We start from the raw sequence: 22,759 nt of genomic DNA on the forward strand, positions 1-22,759 counted from the left end.
AGGGGGGGATGGATTATACCCACCCGAACAACTGGGCAAGCTGGGCGACGGCAAAGGTAACAACCAAGGCGATGCCTAGCGGAATGACGGCTGAGAGTACCGCCCACTTCATGCTTTTGGTTTCTTTGTAAATGTTCACGAGCGTTGTACCGCATGGGTAGTGAAGCAAGGAGAACAACATCATATTAAGCGCGGTTAACCACGTCCAGCCGTGCTCCAGGAAGATATCCTTGATGCTGCCAAGGCTGTCGACATCAACCAGAGATCCGGAGGACATATAGCCCATGAGCAGAATTGGCAATACGATCTCATTGGCCGGCAGTCCGAGGATAAAAGCCATAATAATAAAGCCATCCATGCCCAGCAAGTGGGCGAAAGGATCGAAGAAGGCAGCCATATGGTTTAGAACACTTTCTCCGCCAACAAAGATGTTGCCAAGTATCCAGGTGATAATTCCTGCTGGAGCCGCAACGACAATGGCCCGGGTGAGGACGTTCAGGGATTTCTCCTTGGAGGAGATGAGTATGGTCTTCCAAATTTGTGGGCGGCGGTACGGCGGGAGCTCTAATGTGTAATGCGTGGGAACGCCGCGCAGAGCTGTTTTGGACATCACCCAGGATACGGATAAGGTTACGATAATACCGATCAGTACCATTCCCATCAATACGGAGGCCGTTGTTAGCGTACGCATTGTCCCTGTTGCTGCTGCTCCTGACATGAATAGTGAGGCCAGCAGGATCAGCGTCGGCCAACGACCGTTGCAGGGCACAAAATTATTGGTTAGAATAGCGAGCATCCGCTCACGTGGCGATTCGATAATACGTGTCGAGAGGATAGCAGCAGCGTTGCAGCCAAAGCCCATCGACATGGTCAATGCCTGCTTGCCATGACCACCGGATTTTTTGAATAACCGGTCCATATTAAAAGCAACGCGGGGCAAATAACCGAAATTCTCCAGCAGTGCGAATACGGGGAAAAATATCATCATCGGCGGCAGCATTACGCTGATTACCCACGCAGTCCCTCTGTACAATCCCAGAACAAGTACACCGTGTAGCCAATCCGGAGCATGGACGGCTTGAAAGCCGGTAGTCAAGTAACCTTCAATGAAGCCGAAGAAGGAAGCGAGCCAGCCCGAAGGATAATTGGCGCCAGCAATCGTAATCCAGAACACGACCCCAAGGATGGCGAGCATAATGGGGAAACCCCATATTTTGGAGGTGACAATATTGTCGAGCTTATAAGTACTGTTCAGCCGCTTCTTATCTTGGTAGGTGATGGCATCCGCACAGATGCCTGAGGATACTCCATAAATGCCGCCGACAATCTCATCGCGTATGGCCCCTCCGTCAGCTAGTTTCTTGGCTCTAGCGAGCAGGGAATCAAGAGTGTCCATCCCCTTAGTGACATGCGGTGACTCCATGGCCCAGAACCTCCTTTGTCCCAGGAAGAGCTTTGCCCTTGCTGTTCATATTTGCTTTGAGTGAGGTCAGCAGGCTGTCATCACCGTCCAGCAGGCGTAGTGCAATCCAGCGGGCTGGATACATGGAGCCGATCGTTTGCTCTACCATTGGTGTAAGCTCTGCAATTCCCCGCTCAATTTCATCGTTGTAAGTGATCCGCAGCGGCGGTGCAGTGACGACACTTGTCGCGACAAGTTCCACCTGATCCAATAACGCTTCAATGCCGATTTTATTGCGTGCGGATATGGCTACTACAGGGACACCAAGCCGCTTCGAAATCTTCTTCAGGTTGATGTCGATGCCAAGTCGGCGGGCCTCATCAATCAGGTTGATGCAGATCACAGTCCGCCCTGTAATCTCCAACACTTGCAGGGCAAGATTAAGATTGCGCTCCAGCGAAGTAGCATCGAGCACCACAAGGGTAACGTCTGGCTGTTCAAAAATGATGTAATCTCTGGCCGCCTCTTCATCAGCCGAGTTGGAATACAGCGAGTACGTACCGGGGAGATCAACTGCGAGGTATTGATGGTCTTTGTGAGTAAACTCTCCCTCGGCGCTAATGACAGTCTTGCCAGCCCAGTTTCCCGTATGCTGGCGCATGCCGGTCAGCAGATTGAACAGTGTACTTTTGCCTGTATTGGGATTGCCCGCAAAAGCGACGGTATATTGGCTCATGTCTCAGCACCTCCGATCAGTTCCCCGTAAATCAATGAGCTTTCTTCTCTTCGTAAGGCAATAGTAGTGTTGCTTACCCGAAAGGCTGTAGGGTCACCAAGCGGGCTGCGCCGCAGTACCTCTACAGCATTGCCGACTACAAATCCGAGGTCAAGCAATCTTCTTCTCAGCACACCCTGCACTTCAATGCCACTAATACGCAGCCTGCTGCCGTTTAAGGCTTCAGACAATGGAATGGGGATTACTGTTGCTGTCATAACATCTCCTTCTTTCTTTCTAGGTTTTAGGCAATCGCATATGGGTTGTCAGTTGTCACTTATATGTTGCATCTCGGATATACTTTTGTTTTCTACCACAATATTAGTATATGTGAATAAATTTGTCCTTGCAACAAAAATGTTTCACTAGGGAAACAAATTCTGTATTTTGAATTATTGTTCTAGTAAAATGGCAAAAAAAGAACCCTGCCAGAACAGCAGCTGTGCTGCGTCCTAAAACAGGGGAAGGGTTAGAATTCTGTTGCAGTCTTACTCCCAGCTTCCGAAATCAAGTGTTCGGCCGGTCTCCACCAAGGTCTTTGTATTGCTCAGGATTTGCCACCATGCACTGTCACTAGCTGCATAGGAGGGGTCCGCTGAATCCCATTCGTCATGAATGAGTGTCAGCTTTGTACAGCCGCCCACCGGCTCCAGTAACCAGGAAATACGCGATTCAAAGGCTCGTCCGCCTTTAAGATAGGAGGGTCCTACCTTATGTGTAAAACGCAAAGCCTTGTTCGGCGTGTGTTCCAGCACTGTACCGTATACATGAACGGTTTCTGCACCCTCAGCGCCAGGTCCAATATACTCCAAAGGATCTCCTTCCTTATAACTGGAACGGATGACACTTCCGTAATAAATCTGCTTCGTGCTCTCTGGGGTGACTAGAGCCGCCCAGACCTGTTCGGGTGTTCCGCCAATATAGAATTCATATTTTAGTTCCTTCATTATTTGTTCCTCCTTGTGGAATACTTTCATTTTTGCCTTAGTCCTAGCTCCACTATACAAAAGGATCACTGACAACTACGGTCAGTGATCCAAAAACTAAATTTAAGTTTGGTAATGAGTGGCCAATTCAGCGGCAATAACCGCCATTCGCTGCTTCAATGCCAGAGGCTCCAGAATGTGCAGCACCTTGCCATAAGGCAGCAAAAAATATGGAACATAGGTGTATAAAGAGGTTGCATCAACCCTGAAATGGGCTTGTCCTTCTAAACGCTGCACTAAAGTATGCCCAAACAACCAATGGCTGCACAGATCATTAAGGACACCTTCGCCCGACTCTATGATGACCGTGACTAGCTTCTCTTGTTTATCCTGACCAGGTAGGATACCCTGCAGCAGAAAATCACGCGCCGAGAAACCGGCTGGACGGGCAAAGGAGGTTCCAGTCCGCAGCAATCCGGCAATACGGTCTACCCGAAAGCTGCGGATCTCCTGTCGCTGATGGCAATAAGCCACGGTGTACCATTGTCCTTTCCATAGCACAAGTCCATAAGCATCAATGGATCGTGAGGATAAGGCTTCCCCATTCCCCTTACGGTATTCCATTTCTAGTGTGTATCCATTCGCAGCAGCTACCTCCAGCTCTCCGAGTAGATGTTCCAGAGGAACAGAAGGAGAATACAGAGCTTCAATACCGTTCTCGTGCCGCTCCATATGCTCTAATTGACCGCTGTTACTATAGCGTTTTAGCTTGGCAATTGCCCGATCAAGGGCTTCGACATAAGGATATCCGGTCCCGCGTGCGAAAGCGGAAGCTTGCACAAGCGCCCGCTGCTCCTCAGAGTCGAAGAATAGAGGCGATTCGGTAAAATGCTCAGGTAGGCTGTAACCACCGCCTGCTCCGGCATCGGCAATGATGGGCACACCGCTGGCACATAACGCGTCAATATAACGGTATACCGAGCGAACGCTGGTTTCAAGCTTCTCCGCCAGTTCCCGCGCAGTTCTTCTCCGCTGCTTCAGCATCCAGAGAATAGATAACATATGATCAGCTTTGGACATCGTCCTGACCCTCCCCTAAAGGCTGCATAACTATAGCCAGTTTACCGCTATAGTCTCCTAATCGCCAATAGGGTGTCCTACAAATCTTCTATACCATCATTTTCTTAAGACTACTGATATAACGCGATTTAGCGATGAGGAAGAACAGGCTCTGCAGGATCAGATAAGCGGCAAAGGTAATCAGAACGGGCTCAATAATATTTTTGATACCTGCTTCAGTTAGAATAGGGCTGATGACCACAAGACTCTGAATAGCGGATACGACAATGGGGATATAGAACAGAATCGCAATCTGTTTGGTTGCTGCCGCTGACATTTCACTTGTACTGAGTCCGATTTTGGATAGAGCACGGTACATGCGGATGTCTGTTGCCAGCTCACTGTTCAGCTTAAAGTATAGGAAACTTGCTGAGGAGACGGAGAAGATCAGCGCGACAAAGATACTGACGAAGCTGAGCATAGCTGTGCTCTGCTTGAGAAGTATATAATTATTGGCACGTGATTCCAGATAGAAATCATCTCCGCTGTTACCACTCATGTCATCATTCCATTTGCTCAGCTTGGCTCCAGCGATCGATTCCGGGCTGGATGGTGTAGGTAGCGAGCCGGTATTCCACGCCGGAACATCATATAGATACTGAACTGCAGGCTGAACCTCATGCCCTAATTCAGCTGATTTGGCTACTCTGAGCGTTTCCATCCACTGTTCCGGAACGATTAACAGTGCGGTTGCGGACTGGAAACCTAAAGAGTCTGTTCTGATATTCTTCTTGACAGCAAGTGACACGGCGGGTTGTTCCTTTAAGGTAATCATATGGTTCTGAATATAATCAGAGGACTTATTCTCCTTCGTTAAGATAAGAATAGCCTCATTTAAGCCCAATGTATTTCCGGCAGGAAGCCCGAGAAGAGGGGCTAATTGGTTATATTGCGGCAGGCTCATCAGCGGCAGATAGTTGCTCTGATCTCCGCCAGCCAGTGCTGAACCGGATAATGTATCGATTCTCGTCTCTGTGTAATCTACCCCTGCTGCGTCTAGCTCGTGGTAGATTACACTGCGGTCAGGTTCTACCGAAGAAGTATCATAATAGGTATTGGTAATCGCAAATGGATTATTCGTATACAGTTCTCTCCCAGCCTGGTTGATCGACAACACAACGCCTGCGCCCATACTCGCCAAGGCAGTAACTACAGTAATTAGAAACAGCATGCGCGAGTTATCCCGCAGCTTGTAGCTCATCTCCGAAACCCAGAGCAGCCGAGTGCCGCGCCAGGTGGTTCGCCGGTTTCGCTGAAGCAGGCGGATGAAGAGGACGGACAATTGGGAGTAGAAAAAATAAGTTCCAGCGATACCCGTCACAGCTGCAATAATAATACTTTGGGGCGTTAGCTCCACGCGAATGGCAAAGTATCCGACGGCCAACAGTACAGCACCGAATAGAGAAAGAAGAATGGAGGCCTTCGGTTGTTTTTTAGGCTTGGCATTTCCTTGCAACAGCTCAAGCACCTTATTTTTTCGGATAAATAATAGAGTGAAGATAGAGATCACGAGAAACAGGGCCAGGAACGAAATAGAAGTAACCAACATAGCCTTTATGGGCCAGTAGAAGGGCAAATCCTCAATCCCGATCGTTCGGGTGCTGAGCAGCAGAAATAGTTTGGAGAGCAGCATGCCGCCGGCAATACCCGTAACAATTGCGGAGATACCGATCAGCATATTTTCCAGGAATACCAGCTTATTAATCTGGCCCGGACGAGCCCCCAGAATAGACAGGATACCAAATTCTAAATTGCGGGATTTCAGAAACGAACTGATTGAATAGAGCACGAAGAAAAAGGCAAATACATATACAATATAGGCTGCTACCTGCATGCTTGTTGCTGCTCGTGGTCCCATATCGTTATTTGCGATTTCCGGATGATAGATGAATACCGAATAGGCAAAGAAGACCATAACCATGAAGGCGCTGCTTAGGAAATAGGCAATATAAGCCCGCGCATTGCGGCGGACATTATTAAACGCGAATTGAGGAAAGCTCATGACTATTCCCTCCCCAGAATGAAAGTGTGTCAATAATCTTCTGAAAGAACGCCTGGCGATTATCTCCCCGGTGAATCTCGGCCGCCAGCTTGCCATCCTTAATGAAGACAATCCGGTTGCAGTAGCTCGCCGCCAGCGGATCATGCGTAACGAGCAGGAGTGTAGTTCTCTCGCTGCGATTGATATCCTCCAGTGATTCCATCACCGTTCGTGAGGAATTAGAATCGAGAGATCCGGTCGGCTCATCGGCTAGAATCATTGCAGGCGCAGATATAATCGCCCGGGCGATGGCTGTCCGCTGCCGCTGCCCACCGGAGATTTCATAGGTTCGTTTAGCTAGAATATCCGTAATATTGAGGCGTTCGGCGACTTTTTGCAGCAGGGACTCCATTTCAGCCAACTTGCGGTTGTCCAGTGTCAGTGGCAGAACAATATTTTCAGCTATAGTTAAGGTCTCCAGCAGATTAAAGTCCTGAAAGACAAAGCCGAGCTGTCGGCGGCGAAAATGGGCTAAATCTTTCTTACTCAGAAGAAAGGGATTGTTGCCATTAATCTTCACCTCACCTGAAGAGGGTTGATCGATGGTGGATACCATGTTGAGTAATGTGGTTTTGCCGCTGCCTGAAGGTCCCATGATGCCAACAAATTCTCCGGCCTCAATGCTGAGATGAATATCGGTGAGGGCTTGGGTTATTATTTTGCCCGGGTATACCTTGTTGAGTGCTTTGACCTCTAATATGCTCATTGTATAATTTCCTTCCATAAAAGTTATTTCGTCCTTCTTCTGCGCAGGGACAATGTCTTGTTTATAATCTACAAGAAAAGTAGTGCTCAGTGCTATGTATTTGCCTTAACGTTTCCTTACAGGAGCTTTAAGGTTATGTTCGTGTCAATACAACAACGCCCCGCAAGAAGAAGCCGGGGCGTTGTTGTACAGAGCATATTTATCAGCGGGTTCAAAGATATCATGTACGTGTAGTAGAGTTGGCTTTCTTATGGCCACGTATCAGAATGGATAGCGCCAGCAGCAGGGGAATGGCGACTTGGAAGATGGGGTCAATCTTCAGGCTGGGTCCGAGGCCGAACGCAATATGCTGTGTATAGTCTCTCTCTATAAAGGAAGCGGCATAAATCAGCGCTCCTACCGGAAAAACCCACCACTTTGTCGGTTTGTTAGTCAGGCTTGTAAGTCCCTTTACAGCACAAAAGTAGAAGAGCATCATCTTGATCAACAGCCCAATGAAGAGCTGAATGGTGACCAAGATATCGAGACGTTCAATAAATTTCAAATGAGACAAGGTGCGTACCACTTTTAAAAAAGGCAGTTGGCTTATTCCTGCTACTGCTGGACCGAGTACAGCTACATTCAGTGCATTCATAAAGATCAGAAATATACTGATAAGTGTGTAGGCAGCAAGTGAATTTTTGACTGGAACACCAGGTTTTTCCCACAATGTCCATAACATCAGGAATACAATCATTTGACCAAAGGGAAAAGAAACAATATCTGGAAGAGCGGTCTTGATGATCGTCTTCAGATCGCTTTCGAAGACAGGCATTAGTCGAGTGAAATCCAGTGAGCCCATGATACCCAGCAGCAGAATAATAATGAAGTAAAAGAACAACACGAGCGGCAGCAAGACCTCGGGCAGACGGAAGATGACTTCAGTACCTTTCCATATGGCATAAAGTGCAGTTAATACAAAAATCAACATGGTGAGAGACATCGGAGTCAGAGGTAATAGGGTCAATGATGTCAGTTCGCCCAAATCGCGCACATTACGCATCGATTGGTAAGCAAAATACAGACAATAGATCCCACCGATGAGGGACCCGGCGATACGTCCAAAATGGAATGTAAGCATGCCCATCAAGTCTTGCTTGGGTGAGCGAGACTGAATCCACAACAGCAGCAGCAGCAGAATGAAGCCGGCAGCCGAGCCGAAGCTCATCGCCAGCCACGAATCCTGTTTGGCCTTGCCGCCAAGCAGAAACAGGGGGGTGCTGCCGATCTCAAAGAGCATGATCATGAACACAATTTGCAGACCGGATACTTGTTCCTTTTTTTTCATCAGCGAAATCAACCTCCTAACCATCGGATAATCACTTCTGTTGCGGGTTGAAAGTAAGCCGTATAGAGACTGGAAATGCTAACATGAGGTGTCCCTGTAATTCCGGATAGATGCACATAAGCACACCAGGCCAAAATACACCCGTACCATAGTCGATGTAGATTACGTTGTTTCCCCTCTAATTTTCGATAGCCCCAATAAAAGGCGAGGCCGTAGAGTATAAGAATTACCGTTATTTTCATATAAGGCTCCTTTAGTCCTGCTCTATAGACTTAAAGGATTTATTGCTGAGGCCCATTCGTTCAATCTTGATAGATACGTGGGGGCGAATTTCTATCTGCTGGAATACAGTATCCCAGCTTTTATCTTTCTTAATTTGCTTCCACCGTTTACGGTCACTGCGATGGATCTTCACCGCAAAGCCTGTGACGTCAGCATTGAGCTGCTTAACGGTCTGCCAAGAATTTTCTATGAGTTCCAACACGTGATTTTCGATGGACTTTTCCATCTGTGATATCGAAGCCCGGTCATTCAGATCCATAGCGCTTCCGATCTCCGTGATTACACCACTGCCTTTGATATTCACATCCATGATGAAATGATCCTTCGCCCATATAGGATGAACGGTAGTTGCTGATTTCTGTAGTATAAAAGAGCCGTCGATCTTATCGCTGGTTTGGGGATGCGTAGCAAAGGATATATTAGCCATCTTTATCTTACTGGTTATAAAAGTTAAACCGAATGCTTGCTTTTGCGATAACCAGCCTACCATCTTCTCGCCTTTTAGCACAGCAAGTCTCCCGAGAACCAGCCGGGATGGAAGATCCGTACGACCGGTTTCACTCGTCTCATCCATGATGTCCTTGCCAGTCAGTCGAATTTCTGGAATTACCGCACTTCCGGATTCAGAGGACAAGGCCATAGCCAATTCAAACATGCGCACGCTCGGATAATAGGAGAGCAGCTTGGATTCTTGTTCGATCATCAGCTGAATACCGGCGCCCTGATTCTTGGTCAACTGCATCAGCTGGTCCAGAATTCTGCCAGCATTGCCTTTGGCAATAAATACGTAAACGGTATCTCTGGCATCCTGCTTCCGCAGAAAAAGATCGATGATTTGATTAACTCCCCTGCGGGCTACAGATTCGCCGAGGATGCTGATTCGTGAATGGGAGGTGAATAATTCACGTACACTGGTCAGATTGGTTCTTTGGATAGCCTCTATAATCGTTTTTCCCTTAACCGCAAATGTCAGAAAAGGCGGCGAGCTACTGCTGCCACCACCGCCACCACCCATGCCACTGGCACCGGATGAAGGGTTAATGATCTGGTAGGTAGCTTTCCACTGATTATCTTCCCAATCATAGGCAGATCCAGAGGCAATACCCAGCTCGCTAAGCTCACGATCATCCCAGCAGCCGCTTAATAGAGTGCTTAACAGCGGGAGGAGGAGCAAGCAGCGCAGCTTATGTATACAGTGCTTTTGTTCCTTCATGTTTCGCATCCCTTTCTCTTGTTTTTGGCCTGATGGAGCCCGGTTAGCAATAAGACTGCCAGTGGGAGCAATACATTAAAGAGTATAAACACCAGAAAACGCCCTTCCTTATTGTATATATTCAATTTGGCAGGGTCACTCCAGGTAAACAGGCATTCCAGGGCGATCACGAGCCCCAGTGCCCCAATAAACGGTCTGCTGCTCTTCACTCGGAAGGTTTGTTTAAAGCATTCTACGGTAGCAAACAGAAAGATGGAGAACTTGAGGTAAATAGCTAGTACCCAATAGGATATGAACAGGATATCCAGATTCTCAACAAATCTGCCGATCTGAATAATACCTACAGTGGAGAATCCAGGATAGGCCGTAAGCTTGAGATATTGAGGTCCAAAAACCATCATGGTTGTAATCATCGAGAACATCATCATCAGAAAAACGAATAACAGGCCCATGTATCCAATGAGGCGAGCTTTCTGTGGGGATTTCAGATAAGGGGCGAGAAATAACAGGATGGCAACCTCTGACATCCAGGAAGTAGGCGTTAAGCTGGCAAGAGTTATTGTAGATAGGGAATGGTCAAATATGGGTAGTAAACGGTGAACATTCATCTCCCCTGCTAATCCGAACGTATATAGCGGGATAAAGAACAGGAATAGGAGAATTACAAGACTATTTACTCTGGCGATACACTCGATGCCCTGTCTCACCATATAGATCGTAATCACGAGAATAAGCGTAGTCATTACAGTTATCGGAGTATTCAGGAGCACGGTATCCTTAACGAAATTTACAAATTCCCGCAAAATAGTTGCTGAGGTATCTAAATAAAACTGCAGCAGCAGCAGGCCGAGCAGGGTAGCCAGCAGGGGTGAGCTTCGCGCGCCAATCCAATCCAGAAAAGGCACACCGTTATTGTAGCGGATAATTGTCCCAATTAATGCAGCAATGCCAACTCCGAGCAGGGTGGCCATCATAATGGCGAGCGGTGAATCCTGTTCAGCATAGGTGCCAATAATCTCGGGAAGAACGACGATTGCCGTAGGTAGGATAGTAGTCACAACCAGCATGGCAGCCTGTGAAGTGCCGATTTTTCCATTCAAGATGAGTTACCTCCTTGTTGGTTCTGTTGTTGTTGCTGATCTTCCTGAGGTTTCGGTTTCTGATTGGAAGCTTGTCTTCGTGTTTCCTTACCGAGATTAGTCATTGGCCGGGTAGTCATATCCCATAGAGGGACACGAATGAAAATATCCTTGAGATACCTTGGAGTCATGGGAGCCATTGGAGATAGGTACGGCACTCCGAATGAGCGCAGTCCTGCCATATGAATGAGCAGCACAATCAGGGAGGACATAATTCCGAATAAACCCAGAGAGGCGGCAATCAGCATCATTGCAAAGCGGATGAGACGAATCGAATTGGCGATAGCCAGCGATGGAATGACAAAGTTGGAGATGGCTGTGAAAGAAACAACAATAACCATTGCCGCTGAGACGAGTCCTGCCTGGACAGCTGCTTGTCCTAGCACGAGTGCCCCAACGATGGAAATCGCCGGACCAATGGTCCGGGGCATGCGCACTCCGGCCTCCCGCAGCACATCGAAGGTTAGCTCCATCAGCAGTGCCTCTGCCAGTGCGGGTAGAGGGACACCTTCGCGCTGGGCAGCTAGGCTAATCAGCAGTGTTGTCGGTAGCATTTCTTGATGAAACGTAGTTACGGCAATATATAATGCAGGAAGTAGCATAGATACAAAGAAAGCGGAATAGCGGATCAAACGTAAAAAGGAAGAAATATCATAACGCTGATAGTAGTCTTCACTGGATTGAAAAAAATTGAAGAAGGTAGAGGGGGCGAGTAAGGCAAAAGGAGTTCCGTCAATAATAATACCAACCTGACCTTCGAGAATGCCGCCTGCTATCGCATCTGGTCGCTCCGTATTTTGCATGGTAGGAAAGGGGGTTAGTCCGCCGTCTTGAATAAATTCCTCGATGTAATTACTCTCTAGAATACTATCGGTATTGATGGAATTCAGCCGACGGCGAATTTCTGCAAGTACGGATTCACTCGCAAGTCCATTCAGATAAACGAGGGCTATGCCGGTCTGGGTCCGTTGCCCGATCTTATATTCTTCGATCCGCAGATCGGAGGTTTTCAGTCTGCGGCGCAACATAGAGGTGCCTGTCCGCATGCTTTCGGTGAAGCCTTCCTTGGGTCCGCGGATGACCCCCTGAGAAGTCGGTTCGTTAATGCTTCTCTTTTCCCAGCCAGCAGTGTCGGCAGCAAGTGCTCTCTGAATTCCGTCAAACAGGATGAGTGTATAACCCTCAAACAACAGACCGAGCAAACTTTCCACAGTCTGGCCTTCCTTCACCCCTCCGACGGGCAGCATCTGATCTTTAATCATGCTAAAAGCTGCTTCCGTAGCGATGGAGTCGCTCTTCAAAGTGAAGGTCTCCATGAGTGGCTGCAAAAGGTTGCGGTTTATTATTTCGGAATTGACTAAGCCATCAATATAAATAAAGGCTAAGGAGAGAGAGCTTAAAGATTCATTAGTGAACCGTCTGAATACAACATCAGAGCTTTGGCCGATACGTTTGCTAATTTCCTGCAGATTGGCTTCCAATGAAGCATTAAGTTGAAGTGGCGCAGGTATGGATTTTTCTTCAGGATCTGATTCTTTTTTACGTTCAGCCTGTTGCTTCTTCTTCATGCTTATCCTCCTTGCTGCTGTTTTTTATTGGTAACTGTGGCTGTATTATCCCCAGCGGTTAGCTTCCTTATTCTACCGTGGGAAATAACCCCTTCCTGCAACTTCACCCATATGAAAAAGGCCAACCAGTATCTCTGGTTGACCTCATGTCTGCTTATTTCTATCTGCGTTCAGGTGTGCTGCCAGCACTAGATGTGCCGCCTAAAAGTAAGTCGAACGGTAGTTCCTTCACCAGGCCGTGAGTGCAGTTCCACCGTATGTCCGAGTCGGTTGCAGATCTCGTGAACCAGATACAGACCCATCCCGGTCGATTCGTGATATTGCCGTCCGCGCTCGCCGGTGAAATATGGATTGAAGACCCGACGCAGATCCTCGGGAGAGATGCCGATACCTTGATCTGTAATGTTCAGAACGGTATCTGTTCCAATCTGCGTGCTGGAGACTGTAACTGTTTTGCCAGTGCCAGAGGTATAATTCACAGCATTGGTCAGGATTTGGGTCAGCATGAATCTCAGCCATTTAGCATCACTATAGACGGAAATGTCGGCGTCGACCTGTATATCTACCTGCACGCCCCGGCGAATGAACAACCGCCGATTCTCCGAGACGGCTTCGCTCACCGCTTTGCGTAGAAGGAGGACCTCCACCTGAAAATCGTCCTCAAACCGATCAAGCCGTGACGTATATATGACCATTTCCAGCCCTTTGCGCAGTCGCTCCAGCTCCTCCTGAATACTGCTGGCGACTTCGTCCTCAAGTTCCGGAAGCGTAAGCTGAATGACAGAGAGGGGAGTCTTCATCTGATGAACCCAACGGTTGATGAACACAATATGCTGATCCATTCGGCTGACATGCACATTTAACTGTTCCTGATATTTACGCTCTATGATCTGCAGATGTTCATAAACGGCTTCGGGCAGCGGAGCATCCCCGAGCGGACTGGAATGATATTCGGCCATAGGAACTGTCGAACTTAATTTGGCGAACAGTCTGTAATACTGAATGTATCTGAATCCAAGATACAATAACAGAATTACACTGCTCAGCGCCATTCCGTAGAGCACGATTGCGATCGGTCTATGTTCACCGGCTAGCCAATACAGTACCGGAACAAGCAGCATTTGGAGTAGGTAAAAGAGCAGCAGCGGAATCTGGTCCTTCCAGAACAGCTTCATAGCGCTTCGCTGGAAATATTCAGTCGGTAGCCAGCGCCTCTTACTGTTTCCACAAGGTCTTCAAGGCCGAGATCCTTGAGTTTCTTGCGAACACGGGTTATATAGACGTTTAAAGTATTGTCATCAATGAAATGCTGGTCCTCCCACATGAGATCCAGCAGCCGCTCACGAGTGACTACTCGTCCTTCCTTCAGCAGCAGTGCCTCCAGCAGAATGGCTTCTTTCTGTGTTAGTTCGGCGGATTGCCCGCCAAATTGGATAACATACCGTTCGGGATAGAGGGTCAAGCCTCCCGAATGGATCTTGCGTTCTTCCTGGGTCTGTGCGTAAGAGCCGTACGCTCTGCGCAGATGGCTGCGGATTTTGGCCAGGACGACCTCGTAATGAAAAGGTTTGGTGATATAATCATCACCGCCGTTCTCAAGAGCCATTACCTGATCCATTCCGCTGTCTCTTGCCGAAATAAACAGAATTGGACAAATTGAGGTCTTGCGAATCTGGCGGCACCAATAAAAGCCGTCATATCGGGGCAGGTTCACATCCAGCAATACCAGGTCAGCAGAGCATTCTTTAAAGGTCGCCAGCACGGCATTGAAATCCTCCACCCGAATGGTGTTGAAGTCATATTTAGAGAGATAAACGCTGAGCAGCCCTGCAAGCTTGGCGTCATCCTCAACGATCAGAATTGTCTCCATGTGATCACTCCTTAATGACAATTGCATTGCTGATGAGGCGTCCGGGAGCTGTCAAATACTTTCCGTTATAGTAGAGTCCACTTGATGCGCCGCCATCGAGATTCATGGCCTGATAGGCACCCGCCTGCTGCATAATTGCCGCTAGCTGGGGGATGGTGGCTCCACCTGAGGTCAGGAGAATCAGTTTGTGGTCACGCGTCAGACCCAGGGCGCTGCGAGCACCGCCCCCTGTTAGAATCTTGGCATCCTTGAAGCCTTCAGCAGCGACATTTAGCGCTACCTGGCCATTCACCAACAAGCGGGGACCAGCCTGAAGACCGCCCTTAATCGAACCAGCGGCGAAACGGTTGGTGAAATCCAGACCGGGGATAAGCTCAGCAAGATTGTTATTGTCAATCGTAAAAATAGTTCGGCGGTCCCCAGAGCTTTTCATCAGTATTTTACCTCCGCTGACAATATAACCGTAAGGCGCCTTATAATTATCTTTGGTATAGGCGTTAAAGAACGTTCCATTGATCGCGGCGATCGCGCTGCTGCGCTTGGCCAGACTGTTCAGCGCCTCTACCTTTCCTACGCTATTGCCTGCCAATACGACATCCAGACTGATTTTGGGATGGAGAAGGGATATCGTCACGGTCTGAACATTGAAGCTGCGGCTGCCGACTTTGAAGGTTCTTTGGGCACTGACCACTGCAGGGGAGGCTGCTTTAACGACCGACCCGCTAAGCACGGGCAGGGTGGTGTTATCCTCGCCATTTGTAAGGGTTATTGATGAGCTATTAGGATTCCATGTGAGCGTAATGCCTAATGATTGACTGATCAGGGACAGCGGAACATAGGTAGTTCCATTCTCACTAAAAGCCCGCTCGCTTATCGTAACAGGCTTACCGTTGACGTATGCGGTGGCCTGGCCTACAGTAAGAGTGACAGAAATATCTGTTGAATAGATATGAATCTCTTTTGTGGCTGCATTCCACTCAGTCTGTATGTCTCCAAATCCAGTCAGGAAACGTAGCGGTATGTAGGAATGATTACTTTTATCCATGTACACGTTATTTTTGGGAAGTGCCGCAGCAGCGGATTGGCCGGAGGTTAAACCAGACAAAGTCAAGATAAGAGTGAGGAAGAGCAGGATTAGCATTTTTTTCATGAGTAAACGTATTCTCCTTTGACCTGTAGCAGCATGTAGCTGTAAATTAGGATGTATAAAACTTCAATATACTCCATCTTTAGGCGCCTCTATCATATAACCGAATGAAAAGAGGCGTCAATCTAATAACATACAAAGGCGGGTAGTACAGTGACAACATTGGGACTCATTCGGCACGGCAGCACATACTGGAATAAAGAAGGCCGCATTCAGGGGCATACCGATAATTCTTTGGATGAAGAAGGACTGCAGCAAGCAGCTGCGATTGCCGAGCGACTTAGCGGAGAACAGTGGGATTTCATTTATTCAAGTGATCTTTTGCGAGCAAGACAAACGGCAGAGGTGATTGCCACAAGACTGGGCATTGAAATAACAGGCCTGGTTCCGGAGATTCGGGAAATGAACGGTGGTTTAATTGAAGGAACTATAGAGAGTGAGCGGGTAGAGCGTTGGGGTCATGAATGGAAGAGTCTGGAGCTCGGCTTGGAAAGCTTTGAAGCAGGTCTGTTAAGAGGCAGTCAAGCGATTAAAAAAATCGCCGGGAAGCATCCTGGAGCGAATATACTGGTGGTTAGTCATGGCGCGATTCTGCGCAGCACCCTTAAGGGCTTAATTCCTGAATTAGATGTAAGTGAGTTTCTGAAGAATACCTCCATTACCCGAATTACCCAAGCTGAGGATGTCTGGAGCTGCGAATTCTACAATAGTGTGGAGCATTTGAATTTCTAGTCTGTTGCGTAAATACCTAAAAAGCGTGAATTCGGCCGAAGTAGAGGCACTAATTCACGCTAATTCTACGAAGTAACAGCAATTAACCTGCGAATCGTTTTAGTAGTTTTATCGTATTAAAATGCATTCCCTCGTGATAGAGCGTGTAGCTTAAGAATTCTCCGATCGTACTTAATGTTAAACCACTGCTTGTTGTTAACGGATTGTTCACTGGTTCTTCTAAGCGATTATAGAAAGATTCTTGAATACGTTTGGGTTGCTGTGCAAGCATCTCAAGTAAGACCTCAAGTGTTGGAGTTTCCTCGTTCCAATCGGCGGGTTTAGTACCATTAGCAAATAATCGAATAAAGTTCTCAGGTAAGACACTAGGCTCACCTGCAAAATGAAAGGCAAACTTTTCTTGAACCCCGTATATATGTCCCAAATTCCATCTCAAGTTGTTACTAAACCCTTCTGGAATGATATCTAGAGTGCTTTCTGATGTTCCCTCCACAGCCTTGATTGTTAGTTGACGTATAAATTCCAGTTGCTGGAACACGAATTGATTCATAATATCCCCCATTCTTTTTTATAGTGAGTATCTCTAACCAAGTATCTCGTGAATCTAAGTTGATTGAAACATATATTCTTTATATTGTCCATTATCGCATGAGAATCTAAGAATATTCCGATCTTCAGGTATACGTTCAAAATAAGCCCCGATTTAGATGATCTCTTAATGATTCCGCTTGCTGTATTCCATATTCATTTAGGAGCATACACAGCTTACCTTGAAGTCTTCCTTCTTTGTTCAAATCGGTTTGCCCGTGTTCAACTACATAAAGCATGCTTTTAACCTCCCTATTATATAGTACAAGACTATGTAAACACCTTTATGGTAAAATATTGGTTCTACTACATAAAAAGGAGAATCAAACGTGCCTAAACTAGTATACGGTAAACAAGCTGTTCAGTCGAGAGATGTCGAAAAGACTTCAGGTCTAGTGTTAGCGTTAGTTGCTGCTTTTGTATTGTTTTTGGCTTGGACCCCATTTCATGTAGGATTGTTCAACGGACAGCTGGTGGAGTTTGAAAAGCCAATATATATGTCTGCACTGCTAAGTGGGCTGTTGTTACTTATTTGCGCGGGTATCTACTACAAGAAATTCAAGCTGGACGAGCAACGGGATTTGGTGAGTGTAGCTGCAATACTGCTGCCCCTTACGTATGCATTATCACTGTTTGTCGCCGTCTCGCATTATATGGCGATGAATATGCTGTTTATTCAGAGTACGTATGTTGCAGTCTTCATTATTGCCTTTTATCTCTTAAAGCAAAAGAAACTAAATCTTGTCATTCAAATTTCGGTGTTAACTATTGCATACCTAGTCGTAGGCTTCGGGCTATTGAACTGGCTGGGGAGCTGGAAATTTGCAGGTAGCCTGGTTGGCTGGTTCTCAGCTGTAGTTCAGAATGGCAAATATACGGATGCCGTGATGACCGACTCTAACGGACTGCGTCTGACTTCAGTTTTCCAATATGCAAATACATATGCAGCGTTCCTGATGGCATTTCTATTTGCTTCACTATTTGCGCTTGTTCGCTCCCGGAAGTGGTATGGAACGCTTATGCACGGTTTTATGCTAGTGCCATTTATTGTTTCTCTATTACTCACTTTATCACGCGGTGGGCTCGTATTACTGCCTGTAGTATTTATTCTACTGTTGCTTTTCCTGAAGCCTGCGCAGCAAATACTGTGGATTGTACAACTCGGCATTGCCGGCATTGCCTCCGTGGTTATTACAAGCCCAGTAACGACTCTCGGAATAGAGTTGAATACGGCATTTTCCTCCTCAGCAGCAATTAAGGGCTGGGGGTATCTTCTGGGTGCATCGGCAGTTGTGGCAGTACTGGGCTGGCTTGTTCAGCGTTTTGCTGCACCCTGGCTGCAGAAGAAGCTGGGCGGTGCGGAGTCACGAAAATGGACGGGGTTGTGGATTCCACTCGGATCTGTTGTGCTGGTCGGGATGTTAGCTTTCCTGCTGATTGGTACGAGTGCCCGGAATATACTGCCTGCGAATATCGGGACCCGGCTGGAGAACATTAACTTTAAACAACATAGTGTACTGGAACGTTTAACTTTTTATAAAGATGCCTTGAAGGTAGTCAAGGATTATCCCATTTTGGGCGCCGGAGGCGGGGGGTGGTCTTCCTTATATGAACACTATCAGAACAACCCATATACGAGTCGTCAGGTGCATAACTTCTTTTTACAATATCTCATTGAGGTGGGAATCCTTGGTTTTATCGTGTTCATGAGCTTTATTTTGTATATTTTTTATAAATATATTCGAGGCTACATGAAGCGGGATAAAGACGATTTTACTAACGGTTTCTTTTATCTTATTATTACCATGTCTATTCTTATTCACAGTCTGCTGGATTTCAATATGAGTTATGCATTTATGGGTATTATGGTCTTTCTGGGCCTGGCCGGAATGAGTGTAGTCATGGAGAGCAAACCGCTGCAACTCCGTTGGAACACAACCTGGCTGCGTCTCAGTTATTTTGCGGTACTGGGGATTGGAACTGTGTTCCTGCTGTATCTCTCCTTAGGCTATATTAGTTCAAGCAATGATGCCTATACAGCTAAGAAACTGGTTAACGTCAGCCAATCCTATGAAGAGATTAAAGTTCCTTTAGTAAAAGCATTAAAGGAGCGTCCGAATCATCCGGAATCAGCGATGTACCTGTCATTACTAGATCAAAAGGTATTTAACCAAACCCAAGATGAGCAGTATTTGAACGAATCCTACATTGTGTTAACCCGCGCACTTGAAGATGAGCCATATAATAAGATTCTTTTGTCGCAGCTGGTGAGTTACTATGACCTGAAAGGGGAGAGCGACGAAGCTTATCAGGTATATCTGGAGAATGCAGACAAGTTCATCTGGGATATTAAATGGTATGATGCATTAATTAGCCGAGCTTCCTCATTTGGACAAAAGGCTTATACTCAAAAAGATGAGGCTAAGAAACAGGAGTATTTTACTGTGGTGCTTGAATCCTATAAACATGTCACTGAAGGTATAGAGTATCTGTTGACTCTTCCACCGGAACAGCTTCAGGGACGCGAATTCTTTATCACTCCTGCAATTGCACTTAATGCAGGAAAAATACAGCTGCTCTCAGGACAAGAGGAGGCGTCTCTTGAAACCTTAAAGCTTGGTTTTATTAATGGTTACGAAGATTTCATTAACAGCGAGAAGCCCTGGGGAATGGATTGGTACAGTGGGGTAATCAGCCGCTCCTATGATCTGGGATATCAAGCTTTGGAACGAGCACAACAAGCGTATAGACTGGGGCAGACAGCACTGGGAGATCAAGAGGATACCAACAAGCAGCGGTATCTCAACACTGGCCTTGATGCATATAATCATGTGAATTCTGATTTAGCATATTTGAAGACTCTGACTGCTAAAGAGCTGCAAGGAAGGTCGCTAACTGTTGCTCCGAATGTAATATTATACGCGGGTAAAATACAATATATTTCCGGGCAACTGCAAGAAGCGACGGATACACTGAAGCTTGGCCTGAGCGAAGATTATACAGATGCAACAAACCGTGAAATTGCCCGTTGGTACTTAGCGGCATTGAAGAAAAAACAGAGTGTTCAGGATCAGGTCGTGTATGACCGTCTGATTGCAGCCGATCCTGCAGAAGCAGCGCAGATTGATGAAATCGCGAATTTGCAGCTTTAACTTTAAAGTTTAAAGTCTGGCCAGCTAAGCGAGAAAATGCCATACCAAAGAGCGCCCACCGTGACAATGGAGCGTTCTTTGGTATGACTATGGGAAAAAGCAAGTTATAAACAATAAAAGCTTTTGCAGGATTACTTGTCCAAGGACTCTATTGTTGTGAAAATTCGTGTGTAGACATCCGCAATATTGGATTTATTCACTTTATCGTTGTATAGCCCATAACCCCAATATTGAGAACCCTTACCTAATTGATAGTAGCCAGTGGCCTGCATTTGTATATACTCTTACGTATTCTTGATTTGCAGCTTCAGTTAGATGTTCCTTCATAATGAAAATGGCATCAAAGTCAGGCGAAAGATCCTCTAATTGCTTAAAATCTATTTTTTTGAAGTCCACATTTTCTTCTCTAACTTTAGGAGCCTCTCCGATAACACCAATCACTAGGCTTATGCCTTCGTAGCGAGGTGAATCAATTGTATCTGAGTTGCAAGCCGTTACGATAAAACAAATGAAAAATAGGAATATTGAGATTTTCTTCATTCTTGAGAACTTCCTCCCGAAGATTGTTCAAACCTCTATCTTTTGATCTGATATTAATCACTAAGGTCTATCGAACCATTATCTCGCAGATCGCTGACTGTTTTATTAGCTATGAGATTCCCTTCTGCATTAAATCCCTTGATCTCAAAAGAAGTGTAATCTGCTGAGGGGAGCAATACGAACCAAATCCTGTTCTCGTTGTCCAGACCTGTCAATTTCGCTTCATAGTTACCTGTATCCTTACCCTTGATCTCGACGATTACTTTGTTAATTGATGGATCAAGCACATCTCCGAATACTATCGGAAAAGGTGTTGAGATCCCTTCTATTTCAGGTATGCTCATGTAATTTAAAGCAGCTTTAGTTTGTAGAGATCCACCGATGCCGTACCCCCCACCCCAACCCCACTTCCAGCCGAGCCATGTTTTTCGTGCATATTCTACTTGAAGATCGTTTCCATCTTTTTGGTAATATCGCTTAATGAATAGAAGAATGCCCCCGTCTACAGGTTCTCGGTGAATGACTTGCATCGATGGATCATTTCGAAACTGTTGAACTGCGTCTTCAGGGGTCTTGCCTAATGGAATTTGAATTATACCGTTTACTCCCATAGCGCGTGACATCCGCCAATCTGCTAATCCACCCGATTTATCATTCACAAATATAAATGCATAGAACAGAAGGGCAGAGGCCAAAACCACTCCGGTAGTCATCCATACAATCCTTTTTTTCTTAGTTCGTACGGGCATGCCCCGTCACCTCAATTTATTGGTATATTGCTTTTATGTAATCCACTAACTCATCTGGATGGTTCATGAACGCTCGTGCACGGCTTCCGCGTACTCCAGCCCCGACTTATAAACAACATAGGTTCCGGCCATCTTGTCGTGGAGCGCTTGGTTACGGACCATAAAAATAATGAACAGCCCATCTATGATGAAGACACAAGTCATCAAGAAATTCAGCGCAGTGATCTGGTCTGTCCCATGGGAAGTAAAGGTGGATATCACGACAAAAAGAGAATTTATAATATAAAACCCGTATCTGAGCAGCGCTTGAATGATCGTTGGATAATTCCCTTTTGCATTGATAATTCTTGTTCTCAGAAGTAAACGGCCTGGGGTTCCCCCAAATCTTGAAACTAAATACACATAATAGACTATATAGACTAGCCAAGGGATAATAATAGGTATTTCCGAATGCCAAGTATTCATTAGGAATGTAGCCCATCGATTAAGCAGGTAGATCGGGCCTATGAGTATAACCCCGTCAATTAACGCAATCAGCAATCTAGGCCAAAACCCTACGAAGTCATCCTCAAGAAGTTGATCAACCTTAGAATTGTCCATGTATGTCCTCCTGTCTCTTTTTCCATTTTCAGATAAGTATTTATTACATTATACCTAATGATTGGAAATTGATGTGCGATTTTATATGGATGCTCGTGGTTGGAGCATGCAACAAATAACGGCTCGCCACTCTAGTGAGTGACAGGCCGTATGTTTGGCTGTTTACTGTTCCGACTGCTTCAGCAGCTTAGTTTCTTCCGAGTTGTCGTACTCTTCTTGATTAACCAGCCCTCTTATGAATGCTTCGAAATCCTGGGCCAGAAAAGTAATCCGGGGTTCATCATCTACCTCAACATCAACATGAATGACGCAGGGTTCTCCATCCGGACCACACTCCCGGTAGTCCAGCATCACAGCATCATGTCCTGCAGATGGACAGGAACAGACCACAATCCCAATGTTGGGATAACCCCACTCTTCGATCATAAAGCGGCTGCCCAGATCATCCGAGTCGATGCCCCACTGTCCTCCGAGGCCACAAATTCCCGAGATCGCAATATGATCCTCAGACCAGGAGGTTGAGGTGAGGGTAGGGAAGCAGTCATTAAGCGGACTGCCTCCATTTTTATTAGTGATTAGTTCGATATAAGAGGACGGAAGTCGATAGCCTAGTAGCTGCTCAGCATTCAAGATGATTTCTGCCGTGACGGGTCCGGGACTAGTGAAATAATCTGAATCTTCCCAGAAGGTGGAGAGGTCAAACCCTATCCAATGCCTATTGCCCATTTTTCTCACCCTTTCTTATAATAATAGTATTAATGAGAGCATGGCTATTAAACGGTTGCTTATCATACTTGGTAGTTGTCATTTTCAGACGGGTCACATACTATTAGTAGATTAGGGATTAGAAGGGCACTTTCCTATCTACGAACTTATTCTCCTG

At 46.4% G+C, this 22,759-nt stretch carries 22 protein-coding genes; 2 read left to right on the forward strand and 20 right to left on the reverse strand.

The features are described from left to right. Positions 1-13: 13 nt before the first annotated feature. The 14 genes from GJB61_RS01420 to GJB61_RS01485 all read right to left on the reverse strand — a co-directional run bounded on the left by GJB61_RS01420 (position 14) and on the right by GJB61_RS01485 (position 15,518). A complete protein-coding gene (locus GJB61_RS01420; RefSeq protein WP_154116414.1) occupies positions 14-1,423 on the reverse strand; it encodes a nucleoside recognition domain-containing protein in 1,410 nt (469 codons plus the stop codon). After that, positions 1,401-2,138, reverse strand: coding sequence for a FeoB small GTPase domain-containing protein (locus GJB61_RS01425; protein ID WP_154116416.1), 738 nt, complete (start codon positions 2,136-2,138; stop codon positions 1,401-1,403). The genes GJB61_RS01420 and GJB61_RS01425 overlap by 23 nt, the downstream gene beginning before the upstream one ends. Further along, positions 2,135-2,395, reverse strand: a complete 261-nt coding sequence (locus GJB61_RS01430; RefSeq protein WP_154116418.1) for a FeoA family protein — start codon at positions 2,393-2,395, stop codon at positions 2,135-2,137. Before GJB61_RS01430 ends, GJB61_RS01425 begins: the two co-directional genes overlap by 4 nt. A gap of 270 nt (positions 2,396-2,665) precedes the next feature. Continuing rightward, positions 2,666-3,124, reverse strand: a complete 459-nt coding sequence (locus GJB61_RS01435; RefSeq protein ID WP_154116420.1) for an SRPBCC domain-containing protein — start codon at positions 3,122-3,124, stop codon at positions 2,666-2,668. Between the two features lie 102 nt (positions 3,125-3,226). After that, positions 3,227-4,183 carry a helix-turn-helix transcriptional regulator gene (locus GJB61_RS01440; RefSeq protein ID WP_154116422.1) on the reverse strand — a complete coding sequence of 319 codons (957 nt, stop codon included), beginning with the start codon at positions 4,181-4,183 and terminating at the stop codon, positions 3,227-3,229. A gap of 88 nt (positions 4,184-4,271) precedes the next feature. Beyond that, positions 4,272-6,224 (reverse strand): ABC transporter permease, encoded by a 1,953-nt coding sequence (locus GJB61_RS01445; protein ID WP_154116424.1) that lies wholly within the window; start codon positions 6,222-6,224, stop codon positions 4,272-4,274. Further along, on the reverse strand, positions 6,199-6,969 hold the full coding sequence (locus tag GJB61_RS01450) for an ABC transporter ATP-binding protein (RefSeq protein ID WP_154116426.1): 771 nt from the start codon (positions 6,967-6,969) through the stop codon (positions 6,199-6,201). Before GJB61_RS01450 ends, GJB61_RS01445 begins: the two co-directional genes overlap by 26 nt. A 220-nt stretch (positions 6,970-7,189) precedes the next feature. Beyond that, positions 7,190-8,296: a GerAB/ArcD/ProY family transporter gene (locus GJB61_RS01455; RefSeq protein WP_154116428.1), complete on the reverse strand. Its 1,107-nt coding sequence runs from the start codon at positions 8,294-8,296 to the stop codon at positions 7,190-7,192. A 253-nt stretch (positions 8,297-8,549) separates the two neighbouring features. Beyond that, positions 8,550-9,791 (reverse strand): Ger(x)C family spore germination protein, encoded by a 1,242-nt coding sequence (locus tag GJB61_RS01460; protein WP_154116430.1) that lies wholly within the window; start codon positions 9,789-9,791, stop codon positions 8,550-8,552. After that, a complete protein-coding gene (locus GJB61_RS01465; RefSeq protein WP_154116432.1) occupies positions 9,788-10,891 on the reverse strand; it encodes a GerAB/ArcD/ProY family transporter in 1,104 nt (367 codons plus the stop codon). Before GJB61_RS01465 ends, GJB61_RS01460 begins: the two co-directional genes overlap by 4 nt. Next, on the reverse strand, positions 10,888-12,498 hold the full coding sequence (locus tag GJB61_RS01470) for a spore germination protein (protein WP_154116434.1): 1,611 nt from the start codon (positions 12,496-12,498) through the stop codon (positions 10,888-10,890). The genes GJB61_RS01465 and GJB61_RS01470 overlap by 4 nt, the downstream gene beginning before the upstream one ends. Before the next feature lie 188 nt (positions 12,499-12,686). After that, positions 12,687-13,673 (reverse strand): sensor histidine kinase, encoded by a 987-nt coding sequence (locus tag GJB61_RS01475; RefSeq protein WP_154116436.1) that lies wholly within the window; start codon positions 13,671-13,673, stop codon positions 12,687-12,689. Then, positions 13,670-14,368 carry a response regulator transcription factor gene (locus GJB61_RS01480; protein ID WP_154116438.1) on the reverse strand — a complete coding sequence of 233 codons (699 nt, stop codon included), beginning with the start codon at positions 14,366-14,368 and terminating at the stop codon, positions 13,670-13,672. Before GJB61_RS01480 ends, GJB61_RS01475 begins: the two co-directional genes overlap by 4 nt. A gap of 4 nt (positions 14,369-14,372) precedes the next feature. Beyond that, entirely contained in the window at positions 14,373-15,518 is a 1,146-nt protein-coding gene (locus GJB61_RS01485) for a phosphodiester glycosidase family protein (RefSeq protein WP_154116440.1), read from the reverse strand. Between the two features lie 150 nt (positions 15,519-15,668). On the opposite strand from GJB61_RS01485, the gene GJB61_RS01490 reads away from it, so the two are divergent. Beyond that, entirely contained in the window at positions 15,669-16,247 is a 579-nt protein-coding gene (locus tag GJB61_RS01490) for a histidine phosphatase family protein (RefSeq protein ID WP_338115635.1), read from the forward strand. A gap of 82 nt (positions 16,248-16,329) precedes the next feature. On the opposite strand, the gene GJB61_RS01495 is transcribed toward GJB61_RS01490, so the two are convergent. Continuing rightward, positions 16,330-16,797 (reverse strand): DinB family protein, encoded by a 468-nt coding sequence (locus GJB61_RS01495; protein ID WP_154116442.1) that lies wholly within the window; start codon positions 16,795-16,797, stop codon positions 16,330-16,332. 136 nt (positions 16,798-16,933) lie between these two features. Next, on the reverse strand, positions 16,934-17,074 hold the full coding sequence (locus GJB61_RS01500) for a histidine phosphatase family protein (protein ID WP_154116444.1): 141 nt from the start codon (positions 17,072-17,074) through the stop codon (positions 16,934-16,936). A 90-nt stretch (positions 17,075-17,164) separates the two neighbouring features. Here GJB61_RS01500 and GJB61_RS01505 point away from each other — a divergent pair, with 90 nt between their 5' ends. Continuing rightward, positions 17,165-19,987: an O-antigen ligase family protein gene (locus GJB61_RS01505; protein ID WP_338115636.1), complete on the forward strand. Its 2,823-nt coding sequence runs from the start codon at positions 17,165-17,167 to the stop codon at positions 19,985-19,987. 240 nt (positions 19,988-20,227) lie between these two features. On the opposite strand, the gene GJB61_RS01510 is transcribed toward GJB61_RS01505, so the two are convergent. The 4 genes from GJB61_RS01510 to GJB61_RS01525 form a co-directional block, all read right to left on the reverse strand. Beyond that, on the reverse strand, positions 20,228-20,527 hold the full coding sequence (locus GJB61_RS01510; RefSeq protein ID WP_229521402.1) for a hypothetical protein: 300 nt from the start codon (positions 20,525-20,527) through the stop codon (positions 20,228-20,230). Between the two features lie 53 nt (positions 20,528-20,580). After that, positions 20,581-21,276, reverse strand: coding sequence for a hypothetical protein (locus tag GJB61_RS01515; protein ID WP_154116446.1), 696 nt, complete (start codon positions 21,274-21,276; stop codon positions 20,581-20,583). A 63-nt stretch (positions 21,277-21,339) separates the two neighbouring features. Beyond that, complete coding sequence (locus tag GJB61_RS01520; protein WP_154116448.1) at positions 21,340-21,876, reverse strand: RDD family protein; 537 nt, start codon at positions 21,874-21,876, stop codon at positions 21,340-21,342. Between the two features lie 162 nt (positions 21,877-22,038). Then, entirely contained in the window at positions 22,039-22,602 is a 564-nt protein-coding gene (locus GJB61_RS01525) for an SMI1/KNR4 family protein (RefSeq protein ID WP_154116450.1), read from the reverse strand. Positions 22,603-22,759: the final 157 nt, after the last annotated feature.

It is taken from the genome of Paenibacillus monticola, assembly GCF_009664975.1.
GTDB lineage: Bacteria > Bacillota > Bacilli > Paenibacillales > Paenibacillaceae > Paenibacillus_AQ > Paenibacillus_AQ monticola.